The following is a 17,094-nucleotide window of genomic DNA, read 5'->3' as shown; positions in this document are numbered from 1 at the left end:
AAAATGGCCAGCCGAGCCAGCATGTCGCCAGATGCCTCAACAACATCGTTCAGATCGTTTGCAATAGACATAAAAAATCCGGAACCAGTGATTGGTTCCGGATTGTCCTACAGCAGAAGGATCGGTCAATGGATCCTTAACTGATCAGCATTGCGCCAAATGGCGCGCTTTTTTTTCCTTGTCATCTGGCGACGGGGCCGGTTCACGGCGCTTCAGGCATTGCGACCGATAAAGAGATCGGTCACATGGCAGCTGCTTCTCGCGGCCAGCGCATCCAGCATGTAGGCTGCCGCGTCCTCCGGCGTCATGAAACCACTCGAATCCACGTGATCCGAATTCTCCCAGAACTCGCTGCGGATCCCGCTCGGATAGAGGTTCACCAGTCGCAGGGGAGCACTCTTCAGCTCGGCCCGCAAGGATTCGAGAAAGCCGCGCATGCCCCATTTGGAGGCGCAATAGAGGCTCTCGTTGGCCTTGCCGGTCTGGGCAGCGGAGGAGAGCACATTCGCCAGCACCCCGCCCTTGTCGCCGATGAGGCGCACCGTCTGCTGGGCCACCAGTATGGTAGAGATGAGATTGCTCTCCACCACCCGGCGGATCTGCTCGGCGGTGTAGACACCCACCGGGCCGAACTCGCCGACACCGGCACAGTGGATCACCATGTCGGGCAGGCCGCCCCACTCCACCGCAGCGGCAAAGGCGACATCCACCTCTTCGTGGTGTGCGAGATCGGCGGCAATGCCGATCACCGCCTTGCCGAGCAGCTCTTCCTGCTCCTGCAGTTTCTGGTAACGGCGACCCATCATGGAAACCTGATGGCCGCGTTCAACCAGCCCTATGGTCAGGGCGCGGCCCAGTCCGGACCCCGCGCCAGTCACTATGATGTGGCCCATGTGTGCTCCTCAGGGAGATCAGAAGGTGAATTCACCACCGATGAACCAGCCGTCGATGGTCTGATCGACGCGATCGAAGTCCATCTCGGCCTCACGCCAGCCGGCGCGGATCTTGAGCGGCACGGAAGAGAACTTGTAGGAGCCGCCCAGACGGTAGTCGTAGTTGTCGGCATCCTGCACGCGGGCATCGCCGAAGGCGGCAAAGCCGGTCCCCGGGATGCGCACTTCGGCGCCGGTGTAGGCCATCAGCACATCCTTGTCATAGGAGTAGTGCTGGGTGTTGAAATCACCGTCGTAGCGACGACCGGTCAGACCCAGGTCGATCTGGAACAGGTCGTTGTTGAACAGGCGATAGTAGAGGCTCAGGTCGTAAGCCAGCAGATCGTTGTTGAAGCTGCCGCCGCTGCTGCTGAAGTCGGACATTTCGAACTTGGCGTTGGGCAGCAGCAGGATGCCGTGCTCCAGTTGCAGGTAGCCGCTCCAGTTGTAGTTCTCGTCGTAGCTGCCATCGGCACCCACGCTGCTGACCTGGCCACTTCCCTGGGCATTCCACAGATCGGCACCAGCCGCAAAACGCCAGTCATTGGCGGCCATGGCCCCATGGCTGAGCAGAGCCATCACAGTGCCGGCAATCAGGGTCTTCTTCATCACTTCGCTCCATTTTGGACTGGAAAGGCCATCATTTTACCCGCTGGGCAAGGAATACCTAGAGTAAAAAGCTGAACAAGCGTCCATAAATGTCAGTGCTTCATCCCTTTCATGGGTTCGACCGGCTTCACGGGCAGGCTCAGTGACAGCGTCTGACCATCGTCCAGGGTCAGGGTCAGCGGGAAGGGCGTGCCCTGGGCCAGGGTATGGATGTCGAACAACATGATGTGCAGGCTGCCGGGCTTGAGCACGGCCTCCCCCTTGGCCGGGATCTCGATGCTCTCCACCTGGCGCATCTTCATGACGCCGTTCTCGTGCAAATGGGTGTGCAGCTCGACACGGCCCGCCTCAGGGGACGCTCCCGCCACCAGTTTCACCGGTTTGTCCCCATCGTTCCTGAGCACCATGAACGCCGCCGTGTTCGGCGAGCCAGGGGGCAGCAGGCGCACATAACCATCGACTGCGTCGACCTTGGCCAGGGCCGGGGCGGCCAGAAGCAGTGCCATGGTGGAATAAAACGCACGTTTAAACATGGTTGAAATCCTTTTATGATGTTGTTAAACGAGACAAAGCTTACCCCTGTGGCAAGCTTTTGACAGCCCCCGACAACAAGGATTCAGACATGGCCCTCACAATTCTGGCCGAACAGCAGGACGGCTTGCTCACCCTGACCTTCAATCGACCGGAAAAGCGCAATGCCCTCAACACGGAGACGTATCTGGCGCTGACCGACGCACTGCGCCAGGCCGCCCGGGACGAAGAGGTCCATGTGCTGCTGTTGCAAGGCCAGGCGGAGTGCTTCACCGCCGGCAACGATCTGGCCGACTTTGTTGGCAAGCACGCCCTTGAGCCGGACGACCCCATCCTGCAATTTCTGCACACCCTGGCCGACTTCCCCAAACCGGTGATCGCCGCCGTGGGCGGCCCGGCAGTCGGCATCGGCACCACACTGCTGCTGCACTGCGACCTGGTCTATCTGGGTGACAACGCCCGGCTGCAGCTGCCTTTCGTCGAGCTGGGACTGGTGCCGGAGTTTGCCGCCAGCCTGCTGCTGCCACGCGCCGTCGGTCACCTCAAGGCGGCGGAACTGTTGCTGCTGGCAGAGGCCATCGATGGAGAAGAGGCGCTGCGTCTCGGGCTCGCCAACCGGGTGCTGGCCCCGGCGGACCTGCTCCCCTTCGCTCGGGAGCAGGGACTGAAACTGGCGGCCAAGCCGCCGATGGCGCTCCAGAAGAGCAAGGCGCTGCTCAAGCAGGAGCTCAAACAGGCGGTGCATTTCGTCATCGACCTGGAAGCGCGCGCCTTCGCCCAGGCCCTGCAAGGGGAAGAGGCGCAAAGCCGCATCGCCAGCAAGCTGCAAAAACGGCGCTGAACTCAGTTGAGACGGAACCGGCCTATCAACTCGCAGCCCTGCACCCTGTCCTGCACCTGGATAAGCCGGGCAATCTCCGGATTGGGGTGGCGCTTCAAGAAGGAGAGCAGGGCGGCGCGGCAGCAGCCCAGCTCACTGATGAGGGATTCGCACGCCCGGTTGGGGCACTGGGGCACCAGGGCGGTGACCAGCTCGGAGGCGAGCTTGAGGTAGCGCAGTTCATAGGCGGGCTCTTCCATGGCACGCCAGAAATCGGCCATGCGGTGACAGGTGGCGACCCGCATGCTGGCCAGTTCGTCCAGATCCCCGGAGGCCAGCTCATACACTTCCCCCAGGGCCTGCTGATAGAGGCAGATCGCCGTGCCCAGAGCCCCCATGCCAAGGGCGTTCTCCGCCTCCAGCATGTAACGTTGCCAGTTCTGATGTTCCATGTTCCTCTCCTTTGCCGACACGAGTGGAGTTTGTATCATGGCCAATCGAGAACAAATATCAACCAGACCCTTTGTGCAGGATCCCTCAACCCGCCGTTCTGGGCTGATTGACGCGACACTGCTTGCCGGGGTAACCAGGCAGATCCGACGCCTTGCTGCTGCACGCCAGCCGTTTGGCTTCGGCGAGGCGATCCGCGAGGTTGACCTCATCGATCGGCTGCCAGGCCATCTGCTGGCCGAGCCAGCTGGCCCAGGCAAACTCGACGAAGTAGACCTGATCCTTCTTGCTGAAGTAGCCCGCATCCTGCAACAGCCCCGCCAGGGTGCGGTAGGGATAATCCGGCAACTCACCGATATGGCCGGGCAACTGCTCGGGAGTCAGGGGTTGACCCCGTTCATCCTTGAGCCAGGCCCAGTGGTTGTTCTGCATCTGGCTCCAGAAATTGGCCCTGTCCTGCAACCGTGCAATCACCTTGACCCTGACCTGCTTCACCCCCTGCTGCCACAGCGCCTTGGTCAGGTGGTGCCTGTCCACCAGCCAGTAACCCCCATCCGGCGCGATGACGATAGGGATCTCTTTCTTTTTCATCAGCTTGTCGAGCTGCTTCTCGCTCTTGTCCGCCAGCTCCCGGGCAGTGGTATCCACCTGCAACTGCCCCACGCCGCCCTGGGTGGGGTGCAGCGCCTCTATATTCACCTCGCACCAGCTTCCCACCGGGCTGCTCTTCTCGCACGGGGCCAACGCCCAAGCGCCCTGGCTCAGCACGCAGACCAACAAGATCCATGCTCTCATCATTCTCTCCTTTTCCTGGCGCTCACGGCGCCCCTTCGTTGACAGCCGCATCGGATATCAATGGGACTCATGCTGGCGGTCTGACCAGCAAAGGGGATATCATGATTTCCCATCTGCCGGCGATGCATTCTCGCCGAGTTTTCTCCCCGCTTCACACATTTTGAAGGATTCACCATGAAAGGATGGAGCCCCCTGCTGGGCTGTGCCTGCGTCCAGGCTGCCGATGTGCCGCCCGGCACCCCACTCGCCGCCGAACAGGCCGTCGTCCGTCATCTCAAGGATGAACCGGCGAGCCTGAGCCCTCTCAAGCTGGTGGGACTGCCGGAGCTGCAGGTCCTCAGAGACCTTTACGAGGGGCTGCTGACCCAGGGGCCGGACGGCAAGGTGCTGCCCGGGGTGGCATCCCGCTGGGACAACGAGGGGAACCAGACATTCACCTTCCACCTGAGGCCGGATGCCCGCTGGTCCAACGGCGACCCCGTGCGCGCCGCCGACTTCGTCTATGGCTGGCGCAAGCTGGTTGACCCCAGGGAAGCCGCCACTTTCGCCTGGTTCGCCCAGCTCGCCCGCTTCGACAAGGTGGACGACATAGTGGCAGGCAAGCTGGCCCCCGATGCGCTCGGGGTGGAGGCCGTCGATGACCATACCCTGAAGGTGACCCTCTCCCAGCCGGTGCCCTATTTCCTGAGCCTGCTGACCCATCCCAGCCTGTCGCCCCTGCACCGGGCCAGCATGGAACAATATGGCAACCAGTGGACCCAGCCCGGCAAGCTGGTGGGCAACGGCGCCTTCGTGCTGAGTCACCGGGTGGTGAACGAGAAACTGGAGCTGACGCCCAATCCCTACTACTGGGATCGCGCCCACACGGTGCTGACCCGCGTCACCTTCGTGTCCATCAACCAGGAGAGCGCGGCCACCCACCGCTATCTGGCCGGGGATCTGCACATCACCGAATCCTTCCCCAAGGAGCAGTACCAGAGCCTGATGGCCCAGATCCCGGGGGAGGTCTATACCCCGGAACAGCTCGGCACCTACTACTACGCCTTCAACACCCAGCGCCCGCCCCTCAATGATGTGCGGGTGCGCCAGGCGCTCTCCTACACCATCGACAGGGGCCTGATTGCCGACAAGGTGCTGGGCACCGGGGAGAAACCGGCCTACCACTTCACCCCGGACGTGACCGCCGACTTCGACCCCAAGCCCAATCTGCTCTCCACCAGCAGTCAGCAGGCGCTGGACGAGCGTGCCAGAGCCCTGCTGAAAGAAGCGGGCTACGGCCCAAGCAATCCCCTCAAGCTGACCCTGCTCTACAACACGGCGGAAATTCACAAGAAGATGGCGCTGGCCATCGCCAACCTGTGGAAACAGAAGCTAGGGGCCCGGGTCGAGCTCGCCAACCAGGAGTGGAAAACCTATCTCGACAGCCGTCAAAGCGGCCAGTTCGAGGTGATCCGCTCCTCCTGGGTCGCCGATTACAACGACTCCTCCGCCTTCCTCGGGCTCTGGGGATCGGGCCACAGCGGCAACATGGCCCGGTTCGCCAACCCGGCTTACGACAAGCTGCTGGCGCAGGCGGCCAACAGTCAGGATCCCGCAGAACGGGCCCGCCTGTTCGATGAGGCCGAGGCCATCTTGCAGAAGGAGGCCCCCATCGCCCCCATCTACCAGTACACCAATGCCCGGCTCATCAAGCCCTGGCTCAAGGGGTATCCCATCAACAACCCGGAAGACGTGGCCTACAGCCGTCAGCTCTACCTCGTCAAACACTGAGTCCGGGGAGGGGTCGGGACATCTGACCCCTCCTGGCACTGTTCCTGTTCAAGTTCCCGGCATAAAATGCCGCCTCTTTTCATTCATCAACCCCGTGATCCGATCCTGCCATGCGTGCTCTGCTCCTGATTGCCCTGTTTGTTGCCCTTCCCGCCAAGGCCGCCGATGAAACCGAATGCCGCCAGGCCTTCCTGGAATGGATGTTGAGCCAGCAGAAGCAGTTCAGCGACCGCAAGGCCAGCAAGATGGATCGGCGCAATGCCGAACGAGCCATCGATCAGGCCCGGGATGCCTTCGCCAAGCAGGAGAGTTTCTGCCAGGCCATGGCCTGGGTCGCCAGCGCAGAAGACAATGACCCCCGCTTCAAACCAAGGACGGGGGAGATCCACGACTTCACTCCCCGCGGCTGAGCCCGCCATCTACGACTTTTTTCAGCCTTTCCCGTGTTGATTTATTGACCCAAGCCAAGGTGGTGTAACAGTCCGCATCTACAATGACGCCGTAACAATCACAAAAATAAAAAATAACTTTATCAGTTACTTGGCTCATTCAGGATGCGCACATGACCACAACCCGGCACGAAGGGGAGATCCGTTTCCCCGATCACATCTCACTGATCTCAACCACGGATCCCGCCAGTCACATCACCTATGCCAACCAGCACTTTTGCGATGTGGCGGGCTACAGCGCGACCGAAATGGAAGGGGAGCCCCACAATCTGGTCCGCCACCCCGACATGCCCAAGGCCGCGTTCGCCGACATGTGGCGCCGCCTGCAACAAGGCAAGAGCTGGATGGGGCTGGTAAAGAACCGCGCCAAGAGTGGTCAGTTCTACTGGGTCAACGCCTACGTCACGCCGATCCTCAACGATCAGCAGCAGATCATCGAATACCAGTCTGTCCGCACCCGTCCCCAGGATCACGACATCGCCTGGGCAGAGCAGCTCTATGCCCGGATCCGTGACGGCAAGGCACTGCCCTGGCTGACCCGGCTGACCCTGGAGCCCGGGCAGCTGTGTCTGCTGCTCTCTGGCACCGCCCTGCTCGGCATGGGGGCCGGTCTGGTCACCGGCCAGCCGGGGTGGGGAGTCATCACCCTGCTCTGCTTGCTGGCCCAGATGGGACATGGCTGGCATCTGCAACGGCGGCTGGCCAGGCTGCTGGCCATGGCGGGCGAGGAGCAGGGCAGCGCCCTTTGCCAAGTACTCTATGCCAGGCGTCAGGACAGCCTGGCCGCCCTTGAACTGCTGCTGCGCATGAAGAAGGCGGAGCTGCGCGCCGTGGTGGGTCGCAGCGCGGACACCAACCAGCAGATCCTGCAGGCGGCGGAGGATGACAGGGGGCATATCCAGACCATAGACACTCACCTGCAACAGCAGCGGGCCCAGAGCGAGCAACTGGCGGCGGCCATCACCCAGATGAGCCAGTCCATCCGCGATGTGGCTGACAATGCCCACCAGGCCAATGCGCTGGTGGGCGAGGTCCAGCAGGTATCCGCCAGTGGCCAGCAGGCGCTGGCCACCACCCGGGATTCGGTCGACAGGCTTCATCAGGAGCTGGACGCCAGCCAGGGCGTGCTGGCGCGCCTGACCCAGGACAGCCAGAAGATCAACGGCATTCTGGAGGTGATCGGGCAGATTGCGGATCAGACCAACCTGCTCTCCCTCAATGCGGCCATCGAGGCGGCACGGGCCGGTGAACAAGGGCGCGGCTTTGCGGTGGTGGCCGACGAGATACGGGCCCTGGCCCAGAAGACCCGCAGCTCCACCGGCGAGATAAGCGACATGATAGGGGCGCTGCAACAGAGTACCCGGCAACTGTCCGATGGCATGGAGCAGGGGGCCCAGACATCAGTGCTCTGCCAGCAGCACATGGGGGCCACCGCCGAGGTGCTCGACCAGATCAACCGGATGCTGGCCCGGGTGACCCACACCAGCGACGAGATAGCCCAGGCGGTGAGCCAGCAAGCGGATGTCACCAGCACCCTGGATCAGGGGATCCACCAGATCCACCAACTGGCGAGCCACACCGCGGACAACAGCCGTCAGGCCCTCGATGGCATCACCCTGCTGGTGGAGCGGCTGCAGAACCTCTCCCGCCTGATCAACCAGTTCCACGACTGACCCCTTGCCGTGTAGTTTGGCGCGCCCCCGGGCGCGCTGCCGATCTCTCCTCTCCTTCACGACGACAGGCTCCCGCCGGGGGCAAGAAGTCCGTCTCAGGATTTGCCCTTGAACTGCTTGATGCTGCGCTTGCCCTGGGTGCGACGGTTCGCCTGCTTGTCTCTTGGCGCCCGTTTGCTCTCCCCGCTGGCGGGTTTGTCGGTCACCGGGAAACCTGCCAGCGCCGCCAGGGGCAGGGGCCGACCGGTCAGGGCCCGGATCCCTTCGAGCGCCTCCCCATCACCGTGGCAGGTAAGGGAGATGGCCAGACCGCTCTGCCCGGCACGGGCGGTACGACCGATACGATGCACGTAGACGGGCGCATGCTCCGGCAGATCCAGATTGATCACCACCGGCAATGCCTCCACGTGGATGCCGCGCGCCATCAGATCCGTGGCCACCAGCACCCGCACCCTGCCCTCCTTGAAATCCGCCAGCGCCTGCTCCCGCGTGGCCTGATCCTTGTTTCCGTGCAGGGCTGCCACCGTCATGCCAGCCCTGGCGAGTTTCTTGGCCACCCCGTCCGCGTCGTCCCTGGCACTGATGAAGACCAGCACCTGGGGCCACTCTCCGGCCTCCAGCAGGGCGATCAGCGCAGGCACCTTGCTGCTCCTGTTGACCAGATAGAGCCGCTCCTCGATGTCGTTCACCAGGCTGTTGAGCGGCTCGGCCTCGATGCGCACCGGATCCTGCAGCAGGCCCGAGGCCAGGCTCTCCAGCTCGACCGGCAAGGTGGCGGAGAAGAGCATCTGCTGCCGCGCCTCCGGCATCGCCTTCATCAGCCACTGGATATCGGGCCAGAACCCCATCTCCAGCAGGCGATCTGCTTCATCCAGCACCAGCATGCGCAGGGCACCCAGCCCCAGCGTCTGCTGGGCCAGCAAGTCCCGCAACCGTCCGGGGGTCGCCACCAGCAGTTGGGGGCCGAGAGCCAGTTCCCGCTCCTGCCACACCTGGGCCACCCCGCCACACAGGGTCAGAAGGCGCACCCCCAACCCGTCGGCAATCTCCTGCAGGGCGGCGCTCACCTGGCTTGCCAGCTCCCGGGTGGGGACCAGTACCAATCCCTGTACCCGGTCACTGGCTGCGTCCAGCCTCTGCAGCAGCGGCAGGCCGAATGCCAGAGTCTTGCCACTGCCGGTCCTGGCCAGGGCAAGCAGATCCCGTCCTGACAAGGCAGCAGGAATGGCTAGCTGCTGAATGGGGGTCGGTTTTTCCAGCGCTGCGGGCAGCAGGAGCAACAGGGCGGGGTCAAGGGCGAGTTCGTCAAACGTCATGGGGATCGCAGATACAGGCTGAACGAGGATGTGGAGGCGAAGTCTAGCCAGACCCACCCCATAAGTAAAAGGTTCGGGAGCGCAATAAAAACGGCCTGCCCCGTGTGAACGGGGCAGGCCGTCAGGCAATCAGCCTGTGGCGCGACTTACAGAACGGCCAGGGCGGCGGCGTAGTTCGGCTCGTCGGCGACTTCGGCCACCAGCTCGCTGTGCAGCACCTTGTCGTGCTCATCCAATACCACGATGGCACGGGCAGCCAGACCCACCAGCGGGCCGGAGGAGAAGGCCACGCCGTAGTCCTGCAGGAAGGAGACACCGCGCAGGGTGGAGAGGTTCACCACCTTGTCCAGACCCTCGGCGCCGCAGAAACGGGCCTGGGCGAACGGCAGATCGGCAGAGATGCACAGCACGACGGTGTTGTTCAGGGCGCTTGCCTGCTCGTTGAACTTGCGCACGGAAGTGGCGCAGGTCGGGGTGTCGACGCTCGGGAAGATGTTCAGGATCTTGCGCTTGCCGGCGAAGGTCGCCAGGGTCGCATCGGACAGATCGCCAGCAACCAGGGAGAAGGGCTTGGCCTGCTCACCGACTACGGGGAAGTGGCCGGAGACGGAGACGGGGTTGCCTTGCAGGGTGACGGTATTGCTCATGTTAGGTCCTTGATGATTGATGTGGGATCCAGGGTCCCCAGTATAGGCCCGCCACGGGATGACAAACACCCGCTAATGAAAGGGATTTGGCATCCCTTTGCATCCCCCTGCTCCAGGGGCAGATCAGCGGCCACTGTCATGGCCCCGGACAAAGAGGAGAAGAGGGCTTGACCTTGGACTTTACACCAAGGTTTACACTCGGCTCAGTCATCCAGGATCCCGCAGGGGCGGGATCCCTCAAGAGGAACGCATCATGAGCAAATCCTGCTGCAGCCATCAACACGCCGCCGCCCCCATCAAGGCCGTCAGCAAGGCCGCCACCCCACAGGCCGGGCACAGCCACACCAGCCACTGCTGCGACAACGCGGCACAGGCCAGTGGCGTCGCCAACCCGACCCGCCACGATCATCAGGGGCAAAGTGGCGCAGACGGCCCGGGTGATGAAGAGCCCCCCAGAGGCGCTTGCGCCACCGACACAGCCCACGACCACGACCACGACCACGATCATCATCATGAACAGGGGCACGAGCACGCCCATACGGCCGCCGCGACCGAGCCGCCGCTGACGACCCCCGAGCAGAACAGCCGCCGCCATAGCTGGCAGGTGCTGGGCATGGATTGTCCCAGCTGTGCCCGCAAGATAGAAACCGCCGTCAGCCGGCTGGAGGGCGTACAGCAGGCTCGGGTGCTGTTTGCCACCGAGAAGCTGGTGGTGGATCTGGCCCCCGGCCTCTCCCCCGACCCCGTTACCGCCGCCGTGCTGGCCGCCGGCTTCCAGCTCAAGGGCGAGCGCAGCGGCAAGCAGCAGCCCGGCCGCGAGCGCGGCCCGCTGCAGACCCTGCTCGCCAAGTATTGGCAGCCGCTGTCGCTGGCTGGCCTGATGGGGGTGGCGGCCCTGTTGCCGAGCCAGATTGGTCAGCCGCTCTTTACCCTGGCCACCCTCTGGGGGCTGTGGCCCGTCGCCCGCAAGGCGTGGGCACTGACCAGAAGCGGCTCCCCCTTCGCCATCGAGACCCTGATGACGGTCGCCGCCATCGGCGCCCTCTTCCTCGGCGAAACCGCCGAAGCGGCCATGGTGCTGCTGCTGTTCATGCTGGGGGAACATCTGGAAGCCTACGCTGCCGGCCGCGCCCGCGCCGGGGTCACCGCCCTGATGGCGCTGGTGCCCGACAAGGCGCTGCGCATCCGTACCCCTGCCGAGGGCGAGGTACGGGAAGAAGTCGCTGCCGACCAGCTGCGTCCCGGTGACATCATCGAAATCGCCCCGGGCGCCCGCCTGGCCGCCGATGCCCGCCTGCTCGACGCCCTCGGCGCCTTTGACGAGAGCGCCCTGACCGGCGAATCCATCCCGGTGGAGCGCCGCCGGGGTGACAAGGTCCCCGCCGGCAGTCTGGCGGCGGATCGGGTGCTGCGCCTCGAGGTGGTGTCCGAACCCGGCAACAACGCCATCGACCGCATCCTGCATCTCATCGAGGAGGCCGAGACCCAGCGCGCCCCCATCGAGCGTTTCATCGACCGCTTCAGTCGCTGGTATACCCCGGCCATGATGCTGGTCGCCCTGCTGGTGGTGCTGGTACCGCCGCTCGCCTTCGGCTTGAGCTGGGACGAGTGGGTCTATCGCGGGCTGGCGCTGCTGCTCATCGGTTGCCCCTGCGCCCTGGTCATCTCCACCCCGGCGGCGGTCACCTCAGCGCTGGCGGCAGCCACCCGCCAGGGGGCCCTCATCAAGGGGGGCGCCGCGCTGGAGCGGCTGGCACACATTGATACCCTGGCCTTTGACAAGACCGGCACCCTGACCCTGGGCAAGCCGCAGCTGACCGAACTAGTAAGCCTCAATGGTCAACCTGAGGCCGACCTGCTGGCGCTGGCGGCGGCCATCGAGCAGGGCTCCCACCACCCGCTGGCACGCGCCGTGGTGACGGCGGCCAGCGAACGGGGCCTCAGCCTCGCCGCCGCCCAGGAGCTGCGCGCCCTGCCCGGCATGGGGGTAGAGGGTCGCATCGACGGAGTCCTCTGGCAGCTGCTGGCACCGAGCCGGGTCGCCACCCTGGATGCGGCGATGCAGGCGCGGGTCGCCACCCTGGAGCAGCAAGGCAAGACAGTGGTGGTGCTCGGTCAGCCTGACGCCGCCCCGGCCGCCCTGCTGGCACTTCGCGACCAGATCCGCCCCGAGGCGGCTGCGGCGCTGCAAGAGCTCAACCAGCTTGGTCTCAAGAGCATCATGCTGACCGGGGACAACCCCCGCGCCGCCGAGGCGATCGCCACCGAGCTCGGCATGGGCTGGCGCGCCGGCCTGCTGCCGGAGGGCAAGGTCGATGAGATCGCCAAGCTCGGTCTGACGCAAAAGGTCGCGATGATCGGCGACGGCATCAACGACGCCCCGGCCATGAAGCGGGCGAGCATCGGCATCGCCATGGGAGGCGGCACCGACGTGGCGCTGGAAACCGCCGATGCGGCGCTGACCCACAACCAGCTCGGCGGGGTCGCCGCCATGATCCGGCTCTCCCGCGCGGCACTGGCCAACATCCACCAGAACATCGCGCTGGCGCTGGGGCTCAAGGCCATCTTCCTGGTCACCAGCCTGCTCGGCATCACCGGCCTGTGGATTGCGGTGCTGGCCGACACCGGCGCCACCGCCCTGGTCACCGCCAACGCCCTGCGCCTGCTGCGAAAACGCTAGGCTGACCGTTAACGGTACAACCAACAGCCGCTCCAACGGGGCGGCTTTTTTATTGCCTCGCCCACGAGCAAAGAAAAAGCGCGGCTGCCGGTCGGCAGTCGCGCTTTGCTTACTCTCTCGGTGTTATCCCGCCCTTGGCGAGGCGGAATTCAACCCGGGGCTGCCGAGCCAGCCCCGGGCTCGATGGGAAAGACTTACTTGGCGCTGCACTCCTGGATGATGACGCTGCCCACCTCGCCGGAAGTCTGGGTCGGGTCAACCTTCACCAGGAAGCTCCACAGACCCTGTTCCAGCGTGATGCTGTTGTTGCCCATGCCACCATCGCCGTGTTGGAGCGGGTAAACCTGCTCGGGCTCCAGTGCGATCAGGGTGCCACCGGCATCCTTCACGAAGAACTGCTTGCTCCAGTTGCCATCGTCGTTGGCAAACTTGAAGTCAAAGCTGCCCGCGTAGTTGAAGGCGGCCTGATAGATAGCGAGGTTGCCTTCCATCCCCTTGTAGCTCAGCTGGTAGGCCGGCTGGGCGTTCCAGTCGCTCAGACTGCCGCGCACATAGAGCGGGAAGCCGAGCGGATTGCCCGCGACGGTATCCAGCACCTTGCAGCTCTGCGCCGGTTCGGTGTAGCTGACACTCAGGGTGGGCTTGTCCTTGTTCATGGCGGTGAAGACAAACTTGTAGGTGCCAGCCTTCTCCACGTTGAACGGCAGATCCCCGCCATTGGCACAGAGCGTATTGACCTGGCCGGTCGCAAGCTGGTCGGTATCGCTGCACTTGCCGTAATTGACGGGGCCGCTCCACTCGTTGCCAGCGATCTTCACCTGGGTCGACCCCAGCTGATCCGCCGTCACCTCGGTGGTGAACTCATAGGTGAAATTGCCACTGAAGTTCATCTTGTTGACCGGATCCCACTGATTCAGGAAACCGCGCACGAACACCTCGGTGTCACCGAAGGGAGGCAAGGTGCTCAGATCCGTCTTCTTGCTCACCGGCAGCCCCGCGCCCTGGGCACCGCTCTGCGGCTTGACGAACACCGCCGCCGACCAGGCGCCAAGGGTCAGCTGACCGCTGTCATTGGCCGCACCGCTGGCGATGCTATCGGAGTCACGGTGGGCACCGCTCAGGACCATGCTGGTCAGATCGATGGGCTGATCCTTGCCGTCACGGAAATCGCCGATGCTCTGGGGCTGATTGGTGGCGTTGATCATCACCACCAGGCCGTCGATGGCCGGATCCAGATCCGCACCGGCGCCCACCCCGTCATCCACGCTCATCACGATGAGACCCGGGATCTGCTCAGGGCCGGTGTTGCGGAAGTCGACCCGCTTGATCACCTCGGCGCCGCTGCCAAGACGCAGCAGACGAGAGGATTGACGCAGTTCGGAGAGCTCCTGGTAGAAGTTCACCATCTGATGCATCTCGGCCGAACCCGGCTTGGCGTGCTGGCCGAGCACCTGCTCGATCAGCTCGTAGTTGGCCTCGTCCTTGTCCTTGCGCGGCAAGCCCTTGTCGAAGTTGTTGTCGCCAAGGGTGTAATCGACCCGGTTGTACCAGTCACCGGAGTCGTAGCTGTCCCGCTCCATGGACTTGGAGCGCAGCAGTTCGACACCTGCGTGGGTGAAGGGAATGCCCTGACCCAGCATGGCAGTCGCCAGAGAGACCCCCTGCATCCGCACCAGGTCGGCCCCGGCGGGTGCCTTGTACGCCAGGTTGTCGAACAGGGTCTGGTTGTCGTGCTTGTCGACATAGTTCTGGATTTCGGTCGGATCCTGGGCATAGCCCGCCGGTTGACCGTTGTAGTCGATGTCGGAGCCTTTCTTCGGAATGCCGTCCTTGTCGGTCAGCACGAACTCCTTGAGGTTGCCCGCCATGCCGAGGCGCACCAGATCGGACTGATGCAGGGCGGTGGCGAGATCGACGCCGTCCAGCTCGTTGGCATCCACCAGGGCGCCGTTGCCAAAGCCCTGGGTCTTGCGAATGGCTTCGCCGCCGTCGAACGGGCTGCCGCCGCGCACCGCATCACGCAGCCGGTCGGAGAAGGAGCCGATGCCGGTACCGGCCAGGTGCTTCTGGGTCGCCTGCACGAAGCGCTTGTCATCCTGTACCTCGCCGAAGTTCCACCCCTCGCCGTAGAAGTACATGTCCGGATTGACCTTCTTCACCTCGGCCAGGGCCTGCACCATCTGATCTTTCGGGTGATGGCCCATGAGGTCGAAGCGGAAGGCATCGATCTTGTAGTCCCGTGCCCAGGTGACCAGAGAGTCATCCATCAGCTTGGCGAACATGGCGTGTTCCGGCGCCGTGTTGGAGCAGCAGGTGGAGTTTTCCACCGAACCGGTCTCCGGATTGAGGCGCTGGTAGTACCAGGGCACAATCTTGTCGAGCACGGATTTGGACCCGAGACCCGCTTCGTTGGTGTGGTTGTAGACCACGTCCATCACCACGTTCATGCCGATGTTCTGCTTGATGGCCTGCACCATCTCGCGGAACTCCTTGATCCGGGTCGTCCCCTCCGCATTGGTGGCGTAGGAGCCTTCCGGGGTGGTGTAGTGGTAGGGGTCATAGCCCCAGTTGAAGGAGTCCACCCCGCGCAGATAGCCGTACAGCTCCTGCACCACGGGGTTCTCCTTGCTGTCGCTGGCTTGCAGATCACCGAGCACGGCTTCGATGGTCTCGCCGCCACCACAGTGGCTGGCAAACCTGGAGTTCTTGACCTCGGGATTGACCTCGCACAGCTTGCTGAAGTCATCGCCGATGTTGGCCACCTTGGCCGGATCCTCGTTGACGGTAGCGATGTCGAACACCGGCAGCAGGTGCAGGTGGCTGACGCCGCTCTTGGCCAGGGATTTCAGGTGGGTGACGGGCACGCTGTCGCTGTCGGTCAGCCCGAGGAACTTGCCGCGGTGCTCCACCGGCGTCGACTCGTCGTTGCCGGTCAGATCCCGGACGTGGGCCTCATAGATGGTGATATCGGCGGGGTTCTTCTGGCTGTGGGGCGCCTTGAGGCCGTCCCAGCCTTCCGGCTTGAGGGCCGGATCGTCGAGATCCACCACCTGGCTGAACTCGGAGTTCATCGCCAGGCTCAGGGAGTAGGGGTCGGTCACCTGATAGGATTCCAGCTTGCGGCTGACCGGGTGATAGACCTGGATGTCGTAGCGGTAGTATTTGCCGACAAGATCGCTGCCCCCCTGCACGCTCCAGCTGCCGCTGGCCTCGTCCAGAGTCATGGCGCGCTCGCCAAGCGACTTGTGCTGCTCGTCGAACAGCGCCAGCTTGACCGACTTGGCGGTCGGTGCCCAGAGCCGGAAGGTGACATTGCCCCCCTCCACCACGGCGCCGTAGGCCAGCTTGGTGGCCGCTTCGCTGTAAAGGGCATCGAGGGCACCGGCACTCTGCACCAGGGTCGCCCCCTGCAGGATGCCGTCCGCATCGGTCCCGATGGCGACCAGCTCACCCTTGAGCAGGGGCTTGAGATCTTTCCCCGCAGGCAGGGCGAAGGCGGCGGCATCCTTGAGGTGCGGGTATTTGGCCTGTTGCTCTTCGGTCAGGCTGGTCGGGGTCAGCTTGAGGTAGGGGAAATCGAATACACCCTCGCTGTTTGCGGTGATGGTGCCTGACTCTGTGTAGTAGAGGCGCACATAGGGCTTGTCCTTGCCCCCTTGCCAAATCAGGGTGTTGTCGTCGATCAGGTGGGCGCTGGCCCCCGCCACGCCGAAGGCGGCGGTGAAGGCCTCGGCCCGGCTGCCGAAGATCTCACTCTTGCCCGCCACTATGGCCACGGTGCGATCCGGGTGATCGCTGAAGACCACCTTCATGTCGCTGCCGGTCAGGTTCGCGAGATCGCCGTTGCGGGCGATGAAGTTGATGCAGCCTTCCATCTTGCTGAGCGGCACGACCCAGGCCGGGCCGAAGCTGTCCGCCTCGGACGGCGTCTTGCTCTTGTCATCCCAGCTGCTGTTGAGGCCGCTCTCGGCCGTCGCGTTGCAGGCGTCGTTGTTCCACAGGTGCAGGCTGTGGCTGGCGAAGGGGCCCGTGGCCCCGCGTGCCGCGCTGCTCTGGGTATCGACCAGGGCGATCACGGCCTCGTCGGGACCGGCCGTCAGCAGCTCGGCCGGGGGCTGGACGTTGGGAAGACGAGCGACGGGCTCATCCTGGGGGGTGGGGGTAGAAGAGGAAGAACTGTTGTCGTTACAGCCTGACAAAAGCGCGAGCAGTGAGGCTGTTACCAGCGCCACTTTGGTCTTTTTCATATCCATTTTTTTATAATTCCCGCTGTAGTTAGTCTCGATATCCGAGTACCCGGTCATTGCCGAGCGGTGCCATATTAATCAGCGGGAATTGCCGTAAATGTGAGCGGATGGGCAAAAAAAACCAATCCGCATCAACAAGATAACGTTTTCATAACGAAAATTCGATCGCGCTCAC

At 63.7% G+C, this 17,094-nt stretch carries 13 protein-coding genes; 5 read left to right on the top strand and 8 right to left on the bottom strand.

Translation table 11 applies throughout. The features are described from left to right. Positions 1-212: 212 nt before the first annotated feature. From PG892_RS09700 to PG892_RS09690, 3 genes are all read right to left on the bottom strand, one after another. Positions 213-893 (bottom strand): SDR family oxidoreductase, encoded by a 681-nt coding sequence (locus PG892_RS09700; RefSeq protein WP_045523363.1) that lies wholly within the window; start codon positions 891-893, stop codon positions 213-215. Between the two features lie 18 nt (positions 894-911). Continuing rightward, positions 912-1,541 (bottom strand): TIGR04219 family outer membrane beta-barrel protein, encoded by a 630-nt coding sequence (locus tag PG892_RS09695; RefSeq protein ID WP_043155850.1) that lies wholly within the window; start codon positions 1,539-1,541, stop codon positions 912-914. 92 nt (positions 1,542-1,633) lie between these two features. Beyond that, on the bottom strand, positions 1,634-2,074 hold the full coding sequence (locus PG892_RS09690; protein WP_039039478.1) for a copper chaperone PCu(A)C: 441 nt from the start codon (positions 2,072-2,074) through the stop codon (positions 1,634-1,636). An 89-nt stretch (positions 2,075-2,163) separates the two neighbouring features. Here PG892_RS09690 and PG892_RS09685 point away from each other — a divergent pair, with 89 nt between their 5' ends. Next, positions 2,164-2,913, top strand: coding sequence for an enoyl-CoA hydratase-related protein (locus PG892_RS09685; RefSeq protein WP_041211009.1), 750 nt, complete (start codon positions 2,164-2,166; stop codon positions 2,911-2,913). A 2-nt stretch (positions 2,914-2,915) separates the two neighbouring features. Here the strand turns inward: PG892_RS09685 and PG892_RS09680 are convergent, their stop codons facing one another. Continuing rightward, entirely contained in the window at positions 2,916-3,344 is a 429-nt protein-coding gene (locus PG892_RS09680; protein WP_039039476.1) for a DUF2753 family protein, read from the bottom strand. A gap of 85 nt (positions 3,345-3,429) precedes the next feature. Continuing rightward, the gene (locus PG892_RS09675; protein ID WP_041211007.1) at positions 3,430-4,137 is read right to left on the bottom strand and encodes a ParB-like protein; all 708 of its coding nucleotides are present in this window, start codon (positions 4,135-4,137) and stop codon (positions 3,430-3,432) included. 174 nt (positions 4,138-4,311) lie between these two features. On the opposite strand from PG892_RS09675, the gene PG892_RS09670 reads away from it, so the two are divergent. The 3 genes from PG892_RS09670 (at position 4,312) to PG892_RS09660 (ending at position 8,029) form a co-directional block, all read left to right on the top strand. Further along, on the top strand, positions 4,312-5,907 hold the full coding sequence (locus PG892_RS09670) for a peptide ABC transporter substrate-binding protein (RefSeq protein ID WP_223916820.1): 1,596 nt from the start codon (positions 4,312-4,314) through the stop codon (positions 5,905-5,907). Between the two features lie 110 nt (positions 5,908-6,017). Further along, complete coding sequence (locus tag PG892_RS09665) at positions 6,018-6,317, top strand: hypothetical protein (protein ID WP_049635948.1); 300 nt, start codon at positions 6,018-6,020, stop codon at positions 6,315-6,317. Between the two features lie 152 nt (positions 6,318-6,469). After that, positions 6,470-8,029, top strand: a complete 1,560-nt coding sequence (locus PG892_RS09660) for a methyl-accepting chemotaxis protein (protein WP_270825369.1) — start codon at positions 6,470-6,472, stop codon at positions 8,027-8,029. Between the two features lie 95 nt (positions 8,030-8,124). Here the strand turns inward: PG892_RS09660 and PG892_RS09655 are convergent, their stop codons facing one another. Further along, positions 8,125-9,345: a DEAD/DEAH box helicase gene (locus PG892_RS09655; RefSeq protein WP_270825368.1), complete on the bottom strand. Its 1,221-nt coding sequence runs from the start codon at positions 9,343-9,345 to the stop codon at positions 8,125-8,127. Between the two features lie 146 nt (positions 9,346-9,491). Then, positions 9,492-9,992: a thiol peroxidase gene (gene tpx / locus PG892_RS09650; RefSeq protein WP_270825366.1), complete on the bottom strand. Its 501-nt coding sequence runs from the start codon at positions 9,990-9,992 to the stop codon at positions 9,492-9,494. Positions 9,993-10,245: 253 nt separating this feature from the next. On the opposite strand from tpx, the gene PG892_RS09645 reads away from it, so the two are divergent. Beyond that, positions 10,246-12,672, top strand: coding sequence for a zinc/cadmium/mercury/lead-transporting ATPase (locus PG892_RS09645; RefSeq protein WP_270825365.1), 2,427 nt, complete (start codon positions 10,246-10,248; stop codon positions 12,670-12,672). A 194-nt stretch (positions 12,673-12,866) separates the two neighbouring features. Here the strand turns inward: PG892_RS09645 and pulA are convergent, their stop codons facing one another. Further along, on the bottom strand, positions 12,867-16,925 hold the full coding sequence (gene pulA / locus PG892_RS09640; protein ID WP_270825364.1) for a pullulanase-type alpha-1,6-glucosidase: 4,059 nt from the start codon (positions 16,923-16,925) through the stop codon (positions 12,867-12,869). Positions 16,926-17,094 lie beyond the last annotated feature (169 nt).

The organism is Aeromonas sp. QDB68 (assembly GCF_027707405.1).
Classification (GTDB): domain Bacteria; phylum Pseudomonadota; class Gammaproteobacteria; order Enterobacterales; family Aeromonadaceae; genus Aeromonas; species Aeromonas caviae.
Note: the sequence above shows the minus strand (reverse complement) of the source record. Positions and strands in the feature narration are given on the sequence as shown.